This window comes from Paenibacillus sp. FSL F4-0125, from assembly GCF_038008565.1.
GTDB lineage: Bacteria > Bacillota > Bacilli > Paenibacillales > Paenibacillaceae > Paenibacillus_AQ.
This window is the reverse complement of sequence record NZ_JBBOZJ010000001.1, coordinates 3,240,370-3,261,635: the sequence shown is the minus strand read 5'-3', so window position 1 is coordinate 3,261,635 and position 21,266 is coordinate 3,240,370. Positions and strand designations below refer to the sequence as shown.

Annotated in this window: 18 protein-coding genes and 1 pseudogene; 3 read left to right on the top strand and 16 right to left on the bottom strand. The window is 41.6% G+C overall.

Annotation, left to right across the window (positions count from 1 at the left end):
* Positions 1-30: 30 nt before the first annotated feature.
* From NST74_RS14390 to NST74_RS14370, 5 genes are all read right to left on the bottom strand, one after another.
* Entirely contained in the window at positions 31-1,131 is a 1,101-nt protein-coding gene (locus tag NST74_RS14390; RefSeq protein WP_341112732.1) for an efflux RND transporter periplasmic adaptor subunit, read from the bottom strand.
* A gap of 80 nt (positions 1,132-1,211) precedes the next feature.
* Positions 1,212-2,045, bottom strand: a complete 834-nt coding sequence (locus NST74_RS14385) for a carbohydrate ABC transporter permease (protein WP_445164937.1) — start codon at positions 2,043-2,045, stop codon at positions 1,212-1,214.
* A 58-nt stretch (positions 2,046-2,103) separates the two neighbouring features.
* Positions 2,104-2,970, bottom strand: a complete 867-nt coding sequence (locus NST74_RS14380; RefSeq protein WP_341115893.1) for a carbohydrate ABC transporter permease — start codon at positions 2,968-2,970, stop codon at positions 2,104-2,106.
* 203 nt (positions 2,971-3,173) lie between these two features.
* The gene (locus NST74_RS14375; protein WP_341112729.1) at positions 3,174-4,658 is read right to left on the bottom strand and encodes a DUF4179 domain-containing protein; all 1,485 of its coding nucleotides are present in this window, start codon (positions 4,656-4,658) and stop codon (positions 3,174-3,176) included.
* A 20-nt stretch (positions 4,659-4,678) separates the two neighbouring features.
* Positions 4,679-5,173, bottom strand: a complete 495-nt coding sequence (locus tag NST74_RS14370; protein WP_042132176.1) for an RNA polymerase sigma factor — start codon at positions 5,171-5,173, stop codon at positions 4,679-4,681.
* Positions 5,174-5,357: 184 nt separating this feature from the next.
* On the opposite strand from NST74_RS14370, the gene NST74_RS14365 reads away from it, so the two are divergent.
* Positions 5,358-6,113, top strand: a complete 756-nt coding sequence (locus NST74_RS14365; RefSeq protein ID WP_341112727.1) for a DeoR/GlpR family DNA-binding transcription regulator — start codon at positions 5,358-5,360, stop codon at positions 6,111-6,113.
* Between the two features lie 51 nt (positions 6,114-6,164).
* Here the strand turns inward: NST74_RS14365 and NST74_RS14360 are convergent, their stop codons facing one another.
* The 5 genes from NST74_RS14360 to NST74_RS14340 all read right to left on the bottom strand — a co-directional run bounded on the left by NST74_RS14360 (position 6,165) and on the right by NST74_RS14340 (position 12,684).
* Positions 6,165-6,971 (bottom strand): alpha/beta fold hydrolase, encoded by an 807-nt coding sequence (locus tag NST74_RS14360; protein ID WP_341112726.1) that lies wholly within the window; start codon positions 6,969-6,971, stop codon positions 6,165-6,167.
* A 13-nt stretch (positions 6,972-6,984) separates the two neighbouring features.
* Complete coding sequence (locus tag NST74_RS14355; protein ID WP_341112724.1) at positions 6,985-8,058, bottom strand: Gfo/Idh/MocA family protein; 1,074 nt, start codon at positions 8,056-8,058, stop codon at positions 6,985-6,987.
* A 17-nt stretch (positions 8,059-8,075) separates the two neighbouring features.
* Positions 8,076-8,891: a sugar phosphate isomerase/epimerase family protein gene (locus NST74_RS14350; RefSeq protein WP_341112722.1), complete on the bottom strand. Its 816-nt coding sequence runs from the start codon at positions 8,889-8,891 to the stop codon at positions 8,076-8,078.
* 139 nt (positions 8,892-9,030) lie between these two features.
* Positions 9,031-11,415, bottom strand: a complete 2,385-nt coding sequence (locus NST74_RS14345; RefSeq protein ID WP_341112721.1) for a polyprenyl synthetase family protein — start codon at positions 11,413-11,415, stop codon at positions 9,031-9,033.
* 165 nt (positions 11,416-11,580) lie between these two features.
* The gene (locus tag NST74_RS14340; protein WP_341112719.1) at positions 11,581-12,684 is read right to left on the bottom strand and encodes a saccharopine dehydrogenase family protein; all 1,104 of its coding nucleotides are present in this window, start codon (positions 12,682-12,684) and stop codon (positions 11,581-11,583) included.
* A gap of 128 nt (positions 12,685-12,812) precedes the next feature.
* Between NST74_RS14340 and NST74_RS14335 the strand changes: the two genes are divergently transcribed.
* Complete coding sequence (locus tag NST74_RS14335) at positions 12,813-13,898, top strand: helix-turn-helix transcriptional regulator (RefSeq protein ID WP_341112718.1); 1,086 nt, start codon at positions 12,813-12,815, stop codon at positions 13,896-13,898.
* 276 nt (positions 13,899-14,174) lie between these two features.
* On the opposite strand, the gene NST74_RS14330 is transcribed toward NST74_RS14335, so the two are convergent.
* Both NST74_RS14330 and NST74_RS14325 read right to left on the bottom strand, forming a co-directional pair.
* Entirely contained in the window at positions 14,175-14,843 is a 669-nt protein-coding gene (locus tag NST74_RS14330) for an MFS transporter (protein ID WP_341112716.1), read from the bottom strand.
* Positions 14,840-15,079, bottom strand: a complete 240-nt coding sequence (locus NST74_RS14325) for an MFS transporter (RefSeq protein WP_445668192.1) — start codon at positions 15,077-15,079, stop codon at positions 14,840-14,842. The genes NST74_RS14330 and NST74_RS14325 overlap by 4 nt, the downstream gene beginning before the upstream one ends.
* Between NST74_RS14325 and NST74_RS29980 the strand changes: the two are divergent.
* A pseudogene (locus tag NST74_RS29980) lies at positions 15,072-15,401 on the top strand (MarR family winged helix-turn-helix transcriptional regulator); the annotation flags it as partial. The gene NST74_RS14325 and the pseudogene NST74_RS29980 sit on opposite strands and share 8 nt — an antisense overlap.
* Before the next feature lie 86 nt (positions 15,402-15,487).
* Here the strand turns inward: NST74_RS29980 and NST74_RS14310 are convergent.
* The 4 genes from NST74_RS14310 to NST74_RS14295 form a co-directional block, all read right to left on the bottom strand.
* Positions 15,488-16,024: a hypothetical protein gene (locus NST74_RS14310; RefSeq protein ID WP_341112713.1), complete on the bottom strand. Its 537-nt coding sequence runs from the start codon at positions 16,022-16,024 to the stop codon at positions 15,488-15,490.
* Between the two features lie 162 nt (positions 16,025-16,186).
* Positions 16,187-16,528: a DUF1801 domain-containing protein gene (locus tag NST74_RS14305; RefSeq protein ID WP_341112712.1), complete on the bottom strand. Its 342-nt coding sequence runs from the start codon at positions 16,526-16,528 to the stop codon at positions 16,187-16,189.
* Between the two features lie 94 nt (positions 16,529-16,622).
* Positions 16,623-17,012 carry a hypothetical protein gene (locus NST74_RS14300; protein WP_341112711.1) on the bottom strand — a complete coding sequence of 130 codons (390 nt, stop codon included), beginning with the start codon at positions 17,010-17,012 and terminating at the stop codon, positions 16,623-16,625.
* 175 nt (positions 17,013-17,187) lie between these two features.
* Complete coding sequence (locus NST74_RS14295) at positions 17,188-21,075, bottom strand: discoidin domain-containing protein (RefSeq protein WP_341112709.1); 3,888 nt, start codon at positions 21,073-21,075, stop codon at positions 17,188-17,190.
* Positions 21,076-21,266: the final 191 nt, after the last annotated feature.

Sequence of the window (21,266 nt, the reverse complement as noted above, 5' to 3'; positions counted from 1 at the left end):
TTCCTCCTATTTTCTCGTTTATATGATTTCTTATTGCAGTCGAACTCGGTTCCCGTCTTCAAGAGGTTCACTACTTTCCAGAATAATTGAATCCTCCTCATAGAGAATATCTGATTGAATCATCGTTTCTTTCTCGTTTTTTTCACTGGAGTGAATACGAACTTTTTGAGCGACAAAGACATTGCCTAATGCCCCCCGCTGCTCGTCAACTTTATAGACAAACAAACCTTCGCGATCCTCATGAATAGCTTCATTGGATAGGAGTAGTCCCTCTTGGAGTGAATGTTTTTCGATTTTGATCCGAGCCTGTTCACCTCCTTTAAGTTCTGGATCAACAACTTTTATTCTCAAATTCTTTTGAGGAATGGTTTGAGTTTTCCCGGACTCATTACTAGAGGGGCTATCAGTACGTGACTCTGAATTCACAACTTCTTCAATTAAGCCGCTTAGGGTCCGGGCTTCTTGTCCATGATTCATATCAACCTCAACCTCTATCTTTTCTCCAGCAGAAATCCCTAAATTGGACAAATGCACGGAATCCATAATAATATCCAATCTGTAACCCCGACTACTGTTGGATACAATTACATCCGGTTCTCCCATTGAAATTAATCCTTCAACGGCACTTAATTTTGAAATCAATCCTTCGAACGGAGAGAGTAGTTGTTTTTCGGTTGTTAGACGATTTTTAAGTCCGCTAATCTTATTTTCCTGGGCTAAGATATCTAATTTACCTTTTTCGATATCACGTCTCGCATTTCTGATTTTGAACTCATCCTCCTCCAGCGCGGATTGGATGTACTGATCTTGCCTATTCTGTTGATCAATTTTCTGCTTTTCTAAATTTGTTATTTCATCTTTCAATTCTTGCTCAGCAGTTTTGCTCTCATAGATAATAAGCTTTTGTCCCTTTTTTACACGTTGTCCTTCTTTCACTAGAATTTGTTCGACCTTTAGTCCGGAAGTATTCGAAAGTCTAACTTCAGCAAGTGGCTGCAAGATCCCACTACCTTCAATCCTAAATAAAAGATTTCCCTTTGTTGGTTTTTCGGTTCTAACTTTCGGCAAGGTCAAAGATTGTATCGTGTTACTGAACAATGTAAAAAACAACAATAATCCCATAAAAGCCATGAAGACGACTTGAATATTTCGTTTACGTCTACGATCAGCCGACTCTATACCTAACTCCATATCCCGTCATTCTCCTCCAATCAACCTTTGATACCAGACAATTGAACGCCTTCAATAAAATACGATTCCGCATACAGAAACAGCATCACCATCGGAGCCATGTAAAGTATGGATGCAGCAAAAGCAATTCCTCTCTCGCCTTCATTGATCCTCGATAAAAAGACTGACAATGGCTGCTTAAACGGATCATCTAGAAAAATAAGCGGCTGCTCCACCATATTCCAATAATCAACGAACAATAATATGACGAGTGCTGCCAGACCAGGTTTAATCATCGGAATAATAATCTTGTAGAAAATCAAAAAATGTCCAGCACCATCCATTTTGCTTGCTTCGATATACGCATATGGTATATCTAGCATGAACTGTCTGAGCATAAACACACCAAAAGCTGCGAAAATTCCAGGCAATATAATCGCATATGAACTATTTAATATTCCTAGCTTATCCGCCATAATATAGTTCGGTACTAGCGTCACTTGAAAAGGCATAAGCATCGTTAGGACATAAATAAGGAACAAAGGATCTCGTCCCCGGAATTTCAGCTTCGAGAAAGCATAGGCAGCGAGTGCTGCTACCAATGTTTGTCCTGCAATGATGGGCACAACCATGAATACTGAGTTCCAGAACATAGTCAGATATTTAGGGTTGTCTAGAAGAACCTTAGTATACTGGTCCAAGGACACTTGATCCGGCAGCAATTTTAAATTTACAAAAGGATCTTCTCTCCCTTCAATCACCTCATTCATTTGCCCAATAGGTCCATAATTGATCTCAATTTCTTTCTCTGTCATAAGAGAATTTGTGAATGTGATCACAATCGGGAATAATAACAAGACTGCAATAACAGCCATGAAGAGTGTTAATGCCCCTTTTCGTAACACTTTGACAACTGGCACAACCTTTTCACCCCTATTCCATGAATTGTCTATGCCTCCGTTCAAATGCAAACAATCCCAACACAATCAATAAAATACAACCAAACATTAAGGTCGCCGCGGCAGTCAGCTTCTGAACATCGAGCGACATGAACATATTGTTCATATAATGCTGCAGCATGTAGATACTGTCATGCGGATACTCGCCTGCGATCAAGTACGTTTCTCGAAACACTTTGAATGAATTAATGATCGACATGATGACCACAAAAAACATCGAAGAGGTTAGATAGACAAGTGTAATACTGCGAAACTGCCGTAATCGTCCAGCACCTTCAATTTGAGCCGTTTCATAATAATCCTTCGGAATTTGCTGCAATCCCGCCAAGAATAAGATCACGTTATAACCGATGTTCTTCCATAAATAAACAACAATGATTACATTTCTAGCTGCATCCGTCTTCATCCAATCCACACGATCGATACCGAAGTTGTTCAGCCAGGCGTTAAGCGAGCCATTCCAATCGAAGAGCATCTGCCAGATCAGAATGATGGAAGCGACAGGTACGACAAGCGGCAATACGTATCCAGTCCTCAACCAATTCCGAAAATATGTATTTTTATTCAATAACATTGCGAATCCTAACGAGAGTACAAGCATTAGTGGAACACTTATCACACTAAAATAAAATGTATTAGATGCTGCTTTACGGAAAGAATCGCTATCTAGCAGCTCTCGGTAATTATCAAACCCTACAAAGTGGCCCTCTATCGTACTGTCCATAAAAGAATAAAATACTCCCATAACAAACGGTATAAGGTAAAACATCGCGAATCCGATACCGCTTGGTGCCAGGAACATTATTGCCGCTGAGACATCCTTTCGGAGCCATTTCTTCATAATTGGGTTTATCATTCTTTCAGTAACCTCCTTCATGTACTAAGCATAAGTAAAACTTTTTAAAAAGAAGTACGGTATATATTAAGTATTTCTTAAATTTCAAAGAATGAAGATGTGGAGTCATAGAAAAACCGTTGATAGAATTATCAACGGCTAATGAGTTAATATAAAATTCAATCTTTTGTTTAATCATTCATTGCTTTCTAATTCTTTGAGTATAGCTCCACAGCCTGCGTATCCATAATTGGATTTGTATATTTCTCTAACGTTATCGTTAAAGGCTGAGGATAGTTCTTAGCTTCCGTGCCAAAATTATATCCAAACTCGTTTACGGCTGACCCATCCTTAGAAGTCGTATAGCTGCTGAAGCTGCTTTTGGAAGGTGTATTGCTGTCTCTATTATGCACCTTCCCTTTTGCATCAGTAAATGTCTCAGCAAGTCTAGTAGAGCGTTCTAAGTATTGAGCATCCTTAATATTGCGCCTTAGGAAAATTTCTCCTTCCTCTACGTTATCCTCTGTAGTTGGGGTGACTAACTCAAGTCCACTTCCCGGCGCTTCTATAAGCTGATACTTGTTAAGATCGACGACAATTTTCATCTGATCTTTTTCAACGGCCGAAATTCCGAATGCTTTCAACGAGACGCTGTCTGGCTTGCTCTTTACTATCTTTTCACTGTTTCTGAACACCAACGTTGCCTTGGAATTATCCGAGTAGACTTCAGAGTTATCAGCAGTGATAAGTGTGGGATAATAATACTTCTCCTCGACGCCTTCATATTTACTAATCAGTACTGGATTAATTAATTGAAAAATTTGTTTATCATTGTTTTGATCATACTCCAGATCTACATAAGTGCTTAGCGGAGTATATTGAACTTGATTCACTTTAATCTTTTGTCCATCTATGGTCAGTATTCCGTCTGTATCCAGCATACGTTCCTGTGCTTTGAGCATGTCAGGATCAAGCTCGAAAGCAACATCTAGGCTTGTTCGGTACTTATTGCTGCTGGATAGGAGCGCTTTATCTGAAGTTTCAGTAAGAATAATATTATAGTTTACTTTCTTTGGATATTGAATCGTTGGCGAAAGATTGGTGGAGTATATAAAATCCATAGACTGCCCGGGTTGAATTCGGCTCTCGCTAGCTAGCATACTTAATGATGCGCCTTTGTGAAGTGGCGACTCCTTTATTCCTTCAAATTGAAGCTCAAAATCCGCGTGTATAACTACTTCGTCCGTATTGTTCTGAACACTGTATAAAACATAAACCTTCCGTCCATCCGTAACGGCACCTGTCACATCTATCCGGTATCCCTTGTTTTCCGCACTTTGACCGACCGGCACAACAAGATTCTGCTCAAGGGCACTGGCTAATGCAGGCTCTAACCTTGAGAACGAGCGATATACTTTGAAATTATCCGTATTTTTAATGCTGACTGATTGTACAGAAGATTGTGCTATTCCTTTATTCGTTATCCCTATCGTATTGTATGTAACCATTAACGCAACCGCTGCAGCTGCTACTACGCCTATACCGGTAGTATAGATACGTCGCTTTTCCCGGTTCTTCCCCTCTACAATTCCTCTTTTCATAGCGTTGTAGATTTTCATTTCTTGCATGGTTTCAACGTTCTGTTGAACCTCATCGATGTTCTTGCGTAGAATACGTTCTTCTTGATCTGTCATTCCATTCACCTCCAATATCGCTATAGATAACTTCGAAGCTGTTTAAGCCCTTCACGCAGCCAAGTCTTAATAGTACCTTCTGGTCTTTTTAGAACTTTTGCAATTTCGATAGTGGTCATATCATGGTAGTATTTAAGCGTTACGACATGCCGATACCTAGGCTTTATCCGATTCATCGCGCGCTCCAGATCAATTCGATCGTTGCTCTTCATTTCCCGCGCTGCTTCCTCCACCATTTTTTCCGTAGGTACCACACGTTTTTTGCGCCTTAACTCATCCATGCAGCAATTAATCGTTATTCGAATCAGCCAGGGTGTGAAGGACTGTTCGTCCTTTAGTTTTTTACGTTTCATCCATGCCCTGCATGACGCTTCTTGGATCACTTCCAGCGTGTCTGCTTCTGTTCTCAGATAACTGTAGGCAATAGCGTACATTTTTCGATGCTCCACATACAAACGACTAAAAAAAGCTTCTTCATCCATCTGAGCAAAATCTACCATTCTTACCTCATCCATTGTATTTTCCACCTTCTACCACCCCCTCTGTCTTCGATCAGGAAAATGCATCCATCTCATATACCTATAAGTAAGACGGAGTTGAACGTAAAATCGATTGATTTTTTTCAAATTCATTTCATATGTTGTAAAATAGTAACGTTAAGTACATCCTTTAGAGCATTTTGTGAAAAGAGGTGGATCGGTGCTAAAAGCTGACAGACAGGCGTACATCCTAAAAAAAGTTGAGACCGAAGGCCGTGTTGTTGTTCAAGAATTAACACAGGAATTAAATGTAACCGAAGATACCATTCGAAAAGACTTACAAAGCCTATCGAAGTTGGGACTTCTTAAACGTATCCATGGCGGAGCCCATAGTCTTATCAGTGACATGAAAGATTTCAATTCTCGCGTAGAATTTAATAGTCAGACCAAAGCTGACCTAGCTAAACGCGCTTGCACACTTATTGAGAATGCAAAAGTTATCTTTATTGACGGCGGCACGACAAATTTAAAAGTGGCTGAGAACATCCCTGAGCATTTTGATGGAAGAATTATTACTAATTCTCCCGCTATCGCGTTATCACTATGCCGATTGTCTAAAGCTAGTATAACCTTGTTGGGTGGCGACCTTGATAAAAAGAACCAAGTGTTATTCGGAGCTTCAACGCTTAGAGCAATACAACAAATCCATTTGGATCTAACTATCCTTGGTGTATCCACACTGGATTCAAAGGTCGGCATAACTGTTCCCTCTTATGAAGAATCCATAATTAAGAATCAGCTTTTTGAGCAATCTTCCATGGTTATTGCCATAGCTACCAAAGAGAAGCTGGAGAAAATATCTACTTTTTTTGTAGCCAAGGTATCTGCGTTAGACTATTTAATCACTGAAAATACTGTAGATAATAAGATTATTAATACGTATAACAAACTTGGTGTTAACGTGGTTACAGTATAGATCATTTCTTTTAATGTACAAAAAAAGATGAACACCGCCTGAAGCTTGTGCTCATCTTTCGTTTAAAAAGTTCTCGATAGCCTTATAGGAATCATGATTATGTTGTTTACTATTAATCGTTTTGGAAGTTATCTCAATGAAATGATTGTTTGGGATATAATCAGAAAGCAATCGTCCATAGGCGTATGGATGAATGGGGTCATGCTGACTAGCAAGGATCAATGTGGGCATCTTTAAGTTTTTCCAAGCCTCACGATCATCATTAGGACAATCCTGGGGCAGCTTCACAAACTTCATCGAGGTTTCTTTTACATAAGGATATTTAAACTGCCCTAAGAGAGACTCTCCCGCATATGACGATACTGAATTTATGGATGTATAGACCTCTGAATTTTCGTATCTTTTTTGGGCGGTCAGAGGATCTGTGCCCTGCAGTTCATCATGAATTTTAGCAAAAGCTTCACGAACCCATTTCTCTTGCGGTTTATCCTCCCAAGCTGGACGAGACACAATAAGCTTATTAACGCTAGACGTATACCTCAATGCCAAATGAAGCGACACCCCAGCACCTGTTGAAATCCCTCCAATATTAAATGATTTAAGATGAAGGTGTTTCGTTAAAGCTATCACATCCTCGGCGAATTGTTTAAAAGAAAAATCCTCTGCATGGCCAAACGACACCGTCTTTCCATGACCTCGAAAATCTAGTGAGATCCTTCTTATGTGACTGGATTGCTTCATTACACCGAAGGTTTGATTCACGTCTCCGCCCAGACCATGAAGGAATATAAAAGGCTCTCCATCCCCTTCATCATCTTCATAATAAAAACGAATATGATCATAGGTAAAGTAAGGCATATTTCCCCTTCCTTTATAAATGACCCGAAACGTCTCTTAGGTAAATTGTATTTCCAGTCTTAACCGATTCTTCTACAGCGAGCATCGCTCTCATGGTAGCCATCCCATCTTCAATCGTTGCACCTACACCTGTATTGTTGTGCAGTACAGAATCTGCGAAACCCTCAATCTGTAATCTATAAACATGTCCATCGGCTCCAAGCGGTCTGTGGTAGCTGTTGTCACTAGCTTTGAAAATTTCTACATCGCTTGATTTTAATGTCCAAGGGTTGTAAGTCTTCCCTACTACCGTTCCGAATTCACCGTATATCTGGAATCCTTCATGCCAATCCATCCGAACCGCAATGGTCAGATCCAATTGGGCTACAAAGCCGTTTTCGAACTCCGCAGTAATAAACCAGCAATAGGCACCGAACTTTTGCATATTCCATGCCTTAACACTTACAATATTTCCTCCCAGAAATCTTGCAGTATCGAGCAAATGACTTCCATGACCTAACATATAATAGCGTTCCTTATTCGCTTTTGGATCTCCAGCAGGTCTCTTTATATTTTTGCCGGATATAATTACTGGTTGAACATTCTCGGTGACGGTATATCGATAAGTCGAATCACAATACCAAGCTTTTAGACCTATTATCTCTCCCATTTCCTGATCCACGAACTCTTTGGCTGCTATTATACCAGGGTCATATCTCTTCATATTTCCCACTTGCACTTTGAGATCGGTACGATCCACAAGCTCTTGTAGTTCTTCCACTTCTTCGATAGTTACACCTATAGGCTTTTCTACCAATACATGTTTACCCGCACGCACGGCTTGTTTTGCAGCTTCCACGTGAAATTGATCCGCAATGCCGATAACTACAGCATCAACATTCGGGTCTGACAGCATTTGATCATACTCCGTATACACCTTATCAGGTTCATAGATCGCATTCATTCTTTGGAGCAAGTATTCATCCACATCACAGATTGCATAAAGGTTAGCATTTCGTGATCTTCTAATCGAATCAAAGTGTGCCGCCTGAGAGATTTGACCGCAGCCCAGCACCCCGATGTTTAACAATTTACTTTCCTTGACCATATTCTTGTCCTCCTAATCTAGTTCAGGTAATTTATAGCATACGTTACATCAGCTTCATCTAATCCATGCATAATAATAGGACCGTCATAATTTTTACATAATTCATTTAGGTATTGCTTTAAAGGCAAATTCCCTTTACCCACAGGTTGAAAAATAATCTTCTCTTCGGTTACAAAAGCATCCTTGCAATGTGCAATGGCAATGTAATCTTTCAACGCGGTTAGTGTTTTTGTGATTTTTCCAATAAGGTCTTTATGATCCTGCGGCGTCACAAGATTTGCTGCATCGTACAGAACCTTAAGGTGAGGGGAATCCATCTCTCTCAGTAGTCTTAAAGCATCCTCTGCCGTACTTACCACATTCGCTTGTTCAGGTTCAAATACTAAAGTCACTTGATTTGCTTCTGCAATTTCCAGCATCCATACCAGACTATGCTGCAATAGTGACCATGCCCTATCTGTATGATTGTCTGGATGAGGACTCCAAAAATCTTCTTGATTCAAACTGCCCGTAGAAATAGAAACATAAGGGACAGCTAATGCAGCAGCAGCCTTAACTACATTCTCAAAACAAAGCTGATTCTCAACTATCTTTTCCTTATTTCGCTCCAGCGTATTAAATGTCCCTGAGATCACAGCAATGTTAACCCCGCTGTTTATCGTTGCATCTTTAATTTGATCGATGATATTCTGACTTATTTCTATAGGTAAGCTCGCCAACCCCACATTAGCAAAATTGAATTGAACGGCACTCATACCTTGCGATTTGATTTTGTGTAAAGCGATCTCCATTTCATATTCAAAATATACCTTCGAGAAAATTCCTAGCTTCATAAGAAACACCTCCGTATCTATCTTCAATCATACGTTTAAAATCAATTACAAACAATAAATTTCAATTAATAATTGAAAGGATGACTATTAGATCCATATAAAAAAAGTGCTGGCAATCCTGCCAACACTTCATAAACAATTATCGATTTCGATTAATCATGTAATTCAATAAATGCTTTAGAAAAGCAATATTACGGGGTATTTCTCTTAACGCCTCCATGGCCAGACAGTAGTGCTCCCACATCTCTTTTCGCGCATCGTCTGCACCAAGGATAGCTACAAACGTTGAATTGTTATTCTCCACATCCTGACCAATGGGTTTACCTAGTAAATGATGATCCCCTTCCAAATCGAGCAAATCATCTTTAATCTGAAAGGCAATTCCTGCATGGTAGGCAAATTTTTTCAAAGCCAGAATTTCTGACTCGTTAACCTTAGCGAGAATAGCTGGCATTACTAGCGAAGCTTCAAAAGCAATCCCCGTCTTGTAAAAACAAATCATATTTAATTGCTCTAACGTCAACGCTTTACCCTTAGAGTTCAAATCCATCGCCTGACCCATACAGGTATCTTCTGCCTTTTGGGCTGAATATTGCATTAAGGCAAGCACAGCTTTTGCATCAAAGGAATGAAGTGACGCTTGTTCCTCGATTGACTTCTGAATCAGAAACAGTCCGGTTAGTTCCGCCGTGGCGCTATTATACACTTCGTGCAGAGTCGCACGACCTCTCCGGGTTGAGGCATTATCCTGCGAGGGAAGATCATCGAAGATTAGAGAAGCAGTATGCATATACTCCAAAGATCTCAGAAGTGGTACAATGTCCGTTTCATCTAGACCATATTCGTTAACACCCATAACCCAAGTTAATATAGGCCTTATCCGCTTCCCGTCCCCTTCAAGGCTATAATTAGCTGCATCTATCAGCATCTCTTTCATGACTGGCGTCTCGGCTGGCTTGGCTATCAGCAATTGTTTGTTGATTTGATCGCGGACCTTTTGAATCGTATCTCGAAATTCCGCTTTTTCCCTTTTGCTGTTTTTCAGATTCAAAAGCAACTGATCCCGAAGCAGCTTATCGAAAAAATCCACATCATCTGCTTTCTGCACCATCTGCTGCACAACATGATTAAATTCCGGTTGTCCGGAAGCAAAGATCTCCATGATCTCATTATATTTTTCAATCCCCACACGTGCTTTACAACGCTTGAGTCCATTGATGGCTCGATCTAATATCACCTCACGGGTTTTAGGATCGGAGCGATACACGGTGTGTATTAAATGGGAAATGACCGTCCAGTATAATTCAAAAGGGTTGATCAGATCGGTACGTTGACCACGGTATTGCAAATAATAGGTATAAGGCGTTACAGCGCCTGCATCCAAATCGTCAAACATATCCGCAAAATCATCAGCTAACTGATTGTATAGTCCATAGAAGAAGGTACGTTGATCAAATCCGTCATCCGTGGGAGCACTAATTACGGATCGGACTATTAAACGGGAAGATGAGGATTTTAAAATGATGGGTATAAAAAGCTCTTCATTACTGTATTCCATGTTAGCTAGATCCTTCATTCGATCTAACTCCTGGGAATGAAAAAACACAAAGGACTGCTCAAAAAATGCATCCTGCATATCTTCCCGCTGATACCTCTTAATATACTCAAAAGCCTCCTTAAGCTCCGAATGTACAAATCGAATGAACGGCATGTTCTCCCCGGACCATTCTCCGATCTCCGGCACAACTCTATCAAGGATCGCAGTACGTATCATCTGAGAGTACTGTTCTTTCTCTTGTTCGGTTAAGACGCTAGAATCAAGGAGATCGTCAATGAATGGATAAGTAAGTCCATATGAATAACCAAGCCTAATCGCTTCATCAATTCTTTTGCTACGATCCACTGGCGTTACTTCATCATCCATCTCTTCCATCACATGGAGAATCACCCCAATAATGATCTTGATCAATTTACGCTGCGCTTGCTCGGGATTCATTTCCTTCGGAAGATGGTCTGACACCTGTTTAAGTTTGTCTATCACCCAAATCGTGGCGGTTTCAACGCCTTCCTTCTGAGCCCAACGATAAATCCCAGTGAAACTCATAAAATCCGACTGATCTTCCGCCTTTGTCGAGCCTGGATGAATCATCTGATTTCTAATGTCCGCAACCATACGTTTAATTCTAATCTGTGTCTTAGGTGAATCCAACGCTTGCCCCAGATCTCTCATATAAAGATAGGAAACACTTCGATCCAAATAATCATCCAATTTACCGGTTTGATTCAGCCATCCTAGATATCTATGAGAATCCTGAGAATCCGGTTTCCTTTTCCCTCTCGATAAAAAGGACAACCATGAACGGCGATGAATGTGATTCTTCTTCCACAACCGAAAATCTTCAGTTAAGGTAGACACGTAAGTTTTTTCTTTGAACTGTTCCCGAAGAGCTGCAAAATACTGAGCCGCTTTCTGCTCAGCGATCGGATATCCTGTATCGTCGCTATCTGTAAATTTTTCATTCATAGGTGATGACCTCAACTTCTCTTTTTGTTAACATGACCCATTAGGAAAGAACAGAATTTCTTCCTGAATGAAATGTTCATCAGTTAATACGGTCAAAACGCTTTTGGGTTACGAAAAAGAAGCCTGACGAATCAAGCTTCTTATAATCACTATACACAAATTATTCTATTTTGATTTATCTGCTTTATGCTCCTTTACTTGGATCTCCATGCTTAGGGTCGACCCTAATTTTTTTTGAATATATGCTAGATCTGTGATCTCCTCAATATGATATACGCCGCCTGGAAATGGTGAATCATAGAGTAGCTTTGATACTGCTGCTGTCACTTTTGCTGTGACGACGGATTGATTCTTTCCTTGCAATATTAAATCAGCACGCGTGGGCTTCCCCTCTCGATTTCTTCCTCGAGCCTCAACCTTGATAGCGAACTGGTCACTCCCTAAATGCAGCCGCTCCATAGCACGAACAATCCCTCTGTTCACCCAGCCTGTTTTCAACAATCGAACGATTCCTGTTTTTTTGGCTATGGCCAATATTTTGGTTACAATGACTGAATCCAGACAAAACCGTGTGGAAATAGTCGATGCATTGAGCGTTCGGGTAAGCGTCTGTTGATCTGAGAAGGGGAAACGATAAGCATAGCGACTCCCTAAATCGTCACCAAAGTGATACAGCTTTCTATTGGTGAAGCTCTCCACCTCTACCTGTCGATTCTTTTGCTTGATTTCAAACTGTTCTCCTAAACTATTCACTGTCCATTCGATCGCTGCTTTCCCATGAGAATCACCAAGTCCGAGCATTATCGCTATTTCGATTTCTTCCGTCTGTTCTAGCTGTCTTTCTGCTTCACGAGCCATTAGATTCGTTATACCGGGTGCAAGCCCTACACTTAGAACGGCTTTAGACCCGTGTCGTGCTGCCTCTTCACTATATGCCTCCATTTGAGATAAAAACGGACCGCTCGCTGATACATCCACATAATGCGTACCACTGTGAAAGCAGGCTTTTACAAAATCCGTACGGGTTTGATCCAAACACATGATGACTAGCTTCACTTGTTCAAGTAAATGTGAAGGTACAGGCTTACTGATATCCAACTGTAACGGCTTGACTTTGCCGTGTGTAGATTGACTGAACCGCTCTGCTTTTTCAAGACTTCTCCCTGCTGCAAATACTTTACCAGGATACTTCTTCTCTAATATTTCACATATAGTACGCCCTACATGACCATAACCACCAACAACAACAATATCTTCTTTATCCTGCATATTTATCACCGCATCCTATATAATAGAGTTGATTAAGAATCATTCTCAATTATACGGATTTCGCTTCCGTTCACTATCCCACAAATGTGGGGGTTCGTTATAATCCATTAAGGACTAGAGGGTACTCAATGAATACCAATAAACAATTCATTCAAATAAAGACACAAATCAATAAGCTAGGTATGGTTACTGATTCATCTCACAATTACCGTACTTCCTTGCTCTCTCTCTTACGTGAAGCTGTTCCCTTTGATGCTGCCTGCTGTACTCATGTGGATCCACAGACATTGCTTTCTACCGGTGCAGTTACTGAAGATAATGTAGAGCGAATTCATCCCTACTTGTTCCAGATCGAATACGGGGAGGATGATGTTAACAGCTATGAGCAAATGGTCCATAACAAACGCCTCGTTGCTACAATATACGAAGCAACCGAGCAGCAACCAGAGCGGAGTGCCCGATATCGAAAGGTTTTGACTCCAGCAGGTTTTGGGGATGAACTACGGGCGGTGCTTATTCTAGGAGAATCTTGTTGGGGCTATTTGACGCTGTATAGAAATGCGGATCAATCGGAATTCTTACAAGAGGAATGTGATTGGATCACCTCGCTCATCCCTCTGATTGCAGCCAGAATGCGTGCGTTCAGTCTTGAGCTTCCAGAGAGAGAGGAGACTTGGGATGATGATCTTTATGGTTCCGGTATTGCAGTTCTATCTGATCATTTGGCTCTTCTGTCCTCCAATCCCGCAGCAGATCGCTGGTTAGACAAGCTTAGATCATTGGAAATGATTGATGCATATGTCTTACCACGGCCAATCCGTGCAGTAAGCACGCAAGCGTTCAACAGCCCCTCCGAATCTGCCGGAATTGCTAAGGTATGCATTCGTATGAATGAGGGGCCTTATTTAGTCGTCCGAGCAAGTCGTCTTCGCTCTTCTGACAGCCAGATTCAGGTAGCTATTTCTTTCGAACCCGCACGTCCAGCGGACATGCTTCCCATCATTGCTGAAGCGTATGGTTTAACAGAACGTGAACAGCAGATATTACACGGTGTAATTCGAGGATTATCCACTAAAGAATTGGCTTCATCTCTACATATTTCTGCTTACACCGTTCAGGATCATTTAAAGTCCATTTTTAGTAAGTCAGGTGTCAGCAGCCGCAGAGAGCTTATTTGGTATTTACATTCACGCTACAACATTATAGAGATATAAGCTGAACGCGATCCCTTACTTAGCAATAATAAAAACAGACTGAATCCCGTTATATAGAGAACTCAGTCTGTTTAAACATTGTATCCTTAATGCGAAGCCGTATACTCTCCCAATTCAGAAGCCGGATCAAACTTCTCCTTACTCATCACAAATGCTGCCAATAGAGCTATAACAGACGGAATAATTGCCCAAGCAAAAGTATGAACAAGCGATGAGGATAATCCCTCTGTGATCTTATCAAGAACTTCAGTAGGGATTTTTTCACGAGTATCCGGGTCAAATAGTACTTGGATCGCTTAAATTCACCCCTATAGGTGCCGCACCACCGCTACTGAACATGGAAGCTAATTTATTCGCAAACACATGACTTTGGATAATACCGAATACTGTTATGCCGAGTGTCATTCCCAGCTCCCTTGTAAAACTAAGTGTCGAACTTGCGGAACCACGCTGCCTTGCTGTAAATCCATGAATGGCTGCGTTACTTAGAACAGAGAATGAAGAACCTATTCCAAGACCTACTAGAAACATAAATATGGTGACCATGAACCGTGAAGATTCTGGTGTTAATGTGGTTAGCAAAGCGATACCTACAACAAGAAGTACTAACGTGGAAATCATGATGGTGCGATAATTGAACTTCGAGAGCAGGAATCCGCCCCCTGCTGCAGTGATAACGGAGCCGAGCATCATAGGAAGTAGAACAAGACCCGAATTCGTTGCTGAGCCGCCAAGCACCCCTTGAATGTAGATTGGAATGTAGATTGGAATGTACACCGAGGCTGTAATAAATGCTGCTCCGCTAAATATAGCCATAATATTACTCGTAGAATAAAGACGATTCTTGAACATGCCGAAGGTAATGATGGGTTCTTCTGCACGACGTTCGATAAAAATAAATCCCACAATAAACACTGCAAAAGCTAAGAACAATCCCACAATCATAGCAGAGTCCCAAGCATATTTTTTCCACCAAGCTCAAACGCAAACATGAGACACAGGATGGAAGCTACAAGTGTAAACGCACCTAGGTAACCGATCTTTTCCTTGGAATGCTCAACAGACTCTTTATAGAAGAAAGCAATTAAAAAGAATGCAACAACGCCTATAGGTAAGTTGATGTAAAAGACCCAAGACCAATGGATATAATCCGCTATATAAGCGCCAATAAGAGGTCCCATCACCGCTGGTAAACTGTCCAAACTGACCGGACTGGCTACAGGTAGTGTTACGGCATTAGTTGATCGCCTTGAGAATAACGGTTTTGTTCGCAGACAAAATGACCCCTGTGACCGTCGAAAGGTCATTATTGTCCCTTTGTATGAAAATAATGAGGTCGGAAATGCTTACCTTCCACTGCATGCTGAGATGCTTAAACTAGCTTCCACCTACTCGGATGAAGAGCTTGAACTTATTACACAATTTTTAGGAAAAGCAAGTACGATCCTGGAAGAGCAGATTCATCGTCTGAGCTCCACGACAAACAATAATCCGTCTACTTAATCCTTAATTAATCATCAAAAAAGGACGATATCCATTTTCTAATTACAATTGGGTATCGTCCTTTTTTTTCTAAAATTATTCGACTGTTACTTCGTATCTATGGAAATAGTCAGCTTTCCATTGGATTCAACTAAAGAAATTTTGGCGTTATCCGTCTGCCATACCCTACGAAAGTTTGTACCTTCGCTTTCCTTTTCCATATCTGCTGTGCTACCTTCACTGTTAGTCGTTAGCTCTCCGAGCTGTTGCGTTATCTCTTGCGTTAATTTTTCCTTGGTAGCTTCTTCAAAATGAATCGTCTCTCCAATCACTTTTCCAGTGTGATCATAGGAGACCTGAAGATTTCCTTTGTGATTCACAATCTTCTCGTTATATTCGCGGGATAAAAGAGTAGAATTCGTACCTTCATTACGATTAGGTGCGCCTTTGCCGAGAGCTTGGACAACTTGAGCATCCTCTTTTCCAATCAAAGTGGCAAGTTCCTCAAGTCTAAATCTTTCCTCAGCTCCACTTGGCACAACCGTAGGAGGTGGTAGCTGGGATTTATCTGCTACTGGTCTTGAGCATGCACTTAGTGCAAAGATCGTAATCAGTAACAAACAAGTTATCTTTAATTTCTTCATGGGTTTCATGGGTTTCATTCCCTTCATTGCTAGAACTTGATTTATTTTTCACAATTTATTGAATGATTATGTATCGACATAGCCAAATTCGCCCATAAAAAAGACGATATCTCATGAAGTCAAATGACTTTAAGATACCGCCCTGTATTCTGAATCTAGCAATTAAAGTGAGGCTGAGGCTTGACTGACCCAATTCACTAATTGAGCCACATCAACTGTATTCCCTTTACGTAGTTTAAGTGTTTTTCTCTCCGGAGGACCCTCGAACATCCCTTCCGGTAACTCAAGCTCGCTCGAATTAAAAATAACAAAACTTACCGCATCTTTTGATGTTGAGATGGCTGCGGCGTATTTCCCATTTTTCAAAAAATGTGGCTTCTTGTACTGAATTCGTTCCTGCACATCTGGGATCGCCTGGTGTACAACTTCACGAAGAGTATTGGATAATTCCACCTGCCATGGTTCTTTTAACGTTTCAATAAAATCAATTACTTCCTGATTCATTCTTCATCGCTCCTTTAAGTAATTAACTATTAAAATTCTGTAGCATGCTTGAATATTAACGCCTACACAAAACCAAAATTTATATTAACAAAGGTCAAGCCTTCCAATATAAGTGCCCCTCCGGAACGAAATAAGAAGCATTTACTTTGTTTTCGCCTTCATTGGCTACGATGGCACAAATCGTTTCCTCTTCCTCATACTTAACTAGGTCTCCTATTTTCAAGGTCGACAATTTGGGATCAGTAATAGCCACGTCTATATACTCTTCCGTCCAAGTTTGTCCTTGATCTCGGCTAATGGTACACCGCAGAACACGAGGCTGATTTCGATACTCTTCTAGCGCACATAACGTAGCCTCAACTAATTCCGTGAGATCACTTTCGGTCGTGTAGAGCCCATACCCTAAATTGAAAATCCGTTCCTTAGTGGCAGCCCTTCGTTTCAGCCTCCGAGCTTTCCGTTTATCTATTTTATCAGTTTTCATCTCTATCTCAATTCCTTCACATGGTTATGAAAAAATCATAAAATAAACTTAAAAAGTTGATTACCCCATTTATTTCTTGTTCTCCCAGCCAATATCCTCCTCCGCATCTTTAATTTTTTTACCACTCACCAAATAAAAAGAAGAGTTCCGAAGAACTCCTCCCACACGCTTTCACTTAATGGATCGTCAGATTAAATCCGCTCTGAATATAATTCAGGTTGGGGTTTGCGATATTCGTTGTCGTCAAGTTGTTAAACGTTGCTGAACCATTGCCTGTGTAGGTATAGATTGCCGAACCCTGATGTGGCCCTGAGAACCGTGAAGTAGTAATACCATCAAGTCCTGTGCCATTAATGTTAATGTTGTTAAATATGATATTTTCAAATCCGCCACCATAACCAAACTGGATTGCATCGCGTTGTGTACTGATGATATCAATGTTGGTAAAGGTGACGTTCTTGATGGCATCATTCGATGCCTCTAAATCGATGGCTCCACGTTCTCCACCATATAGGTCTTTACTGGTGCCACTTGTAATAATCGTTGTATCCGAAAAAACAATTCCGGTATTATTTTGGAAATGGTATCCCGGGAACACAGTATTCATTCTTATACCGGAACCGCCTACAGTGTCGATGATGTAGTTGTGATCAGCTTTATGACCAACGCCTCCAAAGAATGCTATGGCTGCTGCACGCCAGTTATTCTCAATAGTGTTGTACGAGAATGTGTTATTTACACCCGCCGGAGCACCATTGGTATTACTAGTCCATACAGCAAGACCATCGTCACCGTTATTACGTACATTTGTGTTTCGGACAATTGAATTGCTAGTTCCTTGGGAGTAGTTGATGCCGTCAGCAAGATTGTTCCGAATCCGGCTGTTCTCAACAACAAGCCCACTGGCATAAATAGCAGGCGTATGCGCATAGTCACCTACCCACATACCACATTCAAAATGTTCTACCCAGACATCATGGATAATAGAATTAGTACCAAAGTTATCCATAAATCCTTTGTAAATTGCATTTTGTCCATAACGGGATCGCAAATTCGAATTCATGTAAACATTACTAAAATCTAGCTTGCCGCTAATACGGAGTGAAATACCGCCTCCCGCCGCATTAGGATTAGTAAACTGGAGGTTCGTATGCCAGATTCCAGCACCCGTCACCGTAAAGTTGTTAATCATATTGCTGGCAGAACCAATTTCCCACATGCTGCTTAGATTAAATGTTCCGGCAGGAATATACATGCTCTTACCGCCTGCAACAGCTGCATTCACCGTTGCTTTAAAGGCTGCAAGGTCATCCTGACCGTCATTTGCTACAGCACCATAATCTGTCACTGACACGGAGTTCGCCGGACGAGCGACTGCAGTAGGAACGGGTTCGATTTCGAGAAAATCAACTCCATATTCCAGGCTATCTCCATTGTTCTTCTGAATCCGGATGGTGTCTCCAGGCTGGAGAGGGGTGTCTAATTTCCAGTGTACTTCATCAAATCGGAAGAGCGGACGCCCAGCACTAGGAGTATCACCAGGCATATCACCCGAGAAATACTGCCAGCTGTAATAGGAGGTTAACGATACGGTTTTGACTTTTACTCCATTCACATACACGTCAAGTGAGCCATTCAGTCCCATACCATCCGAAGAGTCAGGCATAGTAAATCTCATCGTCACACCAGCGCCGCCTTGCCCCTGTCTTACCGTCCATCCCACGTTCGAGCCGTTTGAAGGAAGAGCTACATAACGCTGACCGGATGCTTCTGAAGCAATAAGTGCTTGATCAAACGTAGGCGCAGATTTCAATGTTGCACCACCACCGAGAGTAGCATCTTCAGTATCGTACCGACTATAAGGCATGCTTGCACCACGTAAAGCATACACAACTAGATTAGCCGTGCTAACATTATTTGATTGCTTGGCTGTTACTTCGTTCGCATCCACTTCAACACTAGTGGTGACAGTGTAATTGCCGTTGACTGCTGTCCATGTCCCTGGAATTGTGACGTTAATGGAAGCTCCTGCAGCTATGGTTCCGTTATAGGATCCAGTAAATGTCTGAATCGTGGAGCCCGCTGAGTTCTTTAATGCTACTGTAATACCATGAGAACCGCTTGCAGAAGCAATGGTCCCTTGATTCTTGAGATTCACGGTAAAAGCTACAGAACTATTGGCAACTGGATTACTTGGTCTCCATGAAGCCGCGCCCACTAAGTCAGAGCTGGAGACCGGAGCGATAACAAGCGGTGCCCCGTTCGTATAGCTGTTATTCCCTTCATTTTGCTCGAAAATCACATTGCTTTCATCTACCTTAGCGCTTAGAGTATAGGCCGCAGCGGTTTTGGCTCCAGCATTTAATGTCATTGAGGCTGTTGCGGATGCCCCGGCAGTTAGTAAACCTACTGGTGCAGATCCAACTAGTTCATTGTTTAAGTAGAAGTTAACAGTTGTTGCTGGGGAGCTAGCATTTCCATTGTTCTTAACAACTGCATTTAATGTAATTGCACTTGTCTCGACCGGAGTAGTAGGAGACCAGGACATCCCCGTTATCATTAGATCAGGATTCGCTCCGGGAGTACCAAATACTTGAAACTCTGCAATTTGCCCAGCCGGCGCACCGGAGTTCGAAGTAATATTCAACTGAAGACGTTTAACCGTTGCCGAGACCGGTATGGTTACTGTGTTGCCCGAAGCTGGATTAAATGTATACGATTGAGCCGCTACCAAATTACTGAAGCTAGTCGTGTCTTGATTGTGACCAAGCACCTGAATCGTTTGAGTACGAGTACTCCAGGCAGTGGCTGGATTCAGCTTCAATACGATTGAAGTAATGTTATGGTTCGCACCTAAGTCTAGCGTCAACGTACTCGGATTGCTACCGCCTTCCCAGTATGTGCTTGTGTCGTTATCGTTCGCATTTGTGGCTACGAACGTTTGTGTGCTGGAAGATGCGGTAATCGACTTGCCAACAGCAATATTGCTCCCCGGAGCAGGTGTTGGTGTGACAGTTGGTGTTGGTGTTGGTGTTGGTGTTGGTGTTGGTGTAGCTGTTGGCGTCGGTGTTGGTGTTGGTGTTGGTGTTGGTGTTGGCGTTGGTGTTTCAGAAGGTGTAGTTGTTGTCGACGCTACAGTGATTAGATCCAGGTTAACGTTACCAGAATCACCAGCATCATATTTATATGCAATTGTGTTGTTACCTGCATTCAGATTTAGTACTTCAACTTTAGTGCTCCATGAATCCCAGTTTGCCAAGTTAGGTAATGAAGTCTGGCCAATTCTGGTACCATTGACGTAGATACTTATTGTCTTTGTACTGCCACTTGCATTAGCGTATTTCAACGTCACCTCACGGCTGCCTGCTGCTGGTACGTTAACCGTGAAAGTAGTTGTTGCACCTTGCGTCAAGTATCCATCCACGAACCCCGTACCGGAATAACCGGCATGGTCCGTATTTACTTTAGCTCCTCCAGATAGTGAAGCCGATTCAGCTTCGTAAGTACCGGAAGACGTTGGAGTTGCTGTTGGTGTAGGAATAGGACCGCTTGCACCGTAAATCTCGAATTCAGAAAGCTGAGCTGCTGGCCAGCCTGTATTGCTCGTTACATTCAGACGAACATAACGCGTACTGGTTGAAGCAAAATCGATAGTAACGCTGTTTCCTGCTACCGAAGGGTTAAAAAGATAATTCGTAGACGCTACAATGTCTGTGAACGTAGAACCGTTCGTGCTGCCTTGAACGGCCAGGGTTTGCGTTCTTGTCTCCCAACCAGAAGGTAACTTAAGAACGACTTGATCAACATTCGTATTTGTACCTAAATCGACTTGAATCCATTGCGGGAATGCATTATTCGTACTTTCCCAATACGTATTTTGATTACTGTCTTTAACATTGTTCGGACTATAAGTTTGAGATTGACCGCTTGCCGTTACATTTTTACCGAGTGTCAGGTTTGGTCCTCCGGAGGCTGAAACAAAATTAAACGGACCCGCAGCCAAGAATAAGCTTGAGATCAACATGGATACTACCAACGACCATACAACATACTTGTTACGCATTTTAATTTTTAATCCTCCTCAATTATGTTAGATTCTCTAAATAAATGAACCTATCAAAGTACTCTAATGATAGCGTTTTCAAACATAGTCACCTTAGAGCACATTTAAAAGAACCACACCCTCCCTTCACTTTCAGACACACTCATTATAGATAAATAGCAGCTCAAACTATAAGATGTAATCCTACGGAA

Bases quoted from the DNA above. Each gene is read 5' to 3' on its own strand.
- NST74_RS14390 (WP_341112732.1), bottom strand. From the start codon at position 1,131: ATGGCTTTTATGGGATTATTGTTGTTTTTTACATTGTTCAGTAACACG.
- NST74_RS14385 (WP_445164937.1), bottom strand. From the start codon at position 2,045: ATGGCTGTTATTGCAGTCTTGTTATTATTCCCGATTGTGATCACATTC.
- NST74_RS14380 (WP_341115893.1), bottom strand. From the start codon at position 2,970: ATGAAGAAATGGCTCCGAAAGGATGTCTCAGCGGCAATAATGTTCCTG.
- NST74_RS14375 (WP_341112729.1), bottom strand. From the start codon at position 4,658: ATGACAGATCAAGAAGAACGTATTCTACGCAAGAACATCGATGAGGTT.
- NST74_RS14370 (WP_042132176.1), bottom strand. From the start codon at position 5,173: ATGGATGAGGTAAGAATGGTAGATTTTGCTCAGATGGATGAAGAAGCT.
- NST74_RS14360 (WP_341112726.1), bottom strand. From the start codon at position 6,971: ATGCCTTACTTTACCTATGATCATATTCGTTTTTATTATGAAGATGAT.
- NST74_RS14355 (WP_341112724.1), bottom strand. From the start codon at position 8,058: ATGGTCAAGGAAAGTAAATTGTTAAACATCGGGGTGCTGGGCTGCGGT.
- NST74_RS14350 (WP_341112722.1), bottom strand. From the start codon at position 8,891: ATGAAGCTAGGAATTTTCTCGAAGGTATATTTTGAATATGAAATGGAG.
- NST74_RS14345 (WP_341112721.1), bottom strand. From the start codon at position 11,415: ATGAATGAAAAATTTACAGATAGCGACGATACAGGATATCCGATCGCT.
- NST74_RS14340 (WP_341112719.1), bottom strand. From the start codon at position 12,684: ATGCAGGATAAAGAAGATATTGTTGTTGTTGGTGGTTATGGTCATGTA.
- NST74_RS14335 (WP_341112718.1), top strand. From the start codon at position 12,813: ATGAATACCAATAAACAATTCATTCAAATAAAGACACAAATCAATAAG.
- NST74_RS14330 (WP_341112716.1), bottom strand. From the start codon at position 14,843: ATGATTGTGGGATTGTTCTTAGCTTTTGCAGTGTTTATTGTGGGATTT.
- NST74_RS14325 (WP_445668192.1), bottom strand. From the start codon at position 15,079: ATGGGACCTCTTATTGGCGCTTATATAGCGGATTATATCCATTGGTCT.
- NST74_RS14310 (WP_341112713.1), bottom strand. From the start codon at position 16,024: ATGAAGAAATTAAAGATAACTTGTTTGTTACTGATTACGATCTTTGCA.
- NST74_RS14305 (WP_341112712.1), bottom strand. From the start codon at position 16,528: ATGAATCAGGAAGTAATTGATTTTATTGAAACGTTAAAAGAACCATGG.
- NST74_RS14300 (WP_341112711.1), bottom strand. From the start codon at position 17,012: ATGAAAACTGATAAAATAGATAAACGGAAAGCTCGGAGGCTGAAACGA.
- NST74_RS14295 (WP_341112709.1), bottom strand. From the start codon at position 21,075: ATGCGTAACAAGTATGTTGTATGGTCGTTGGTAGTATCCATGTTGATC.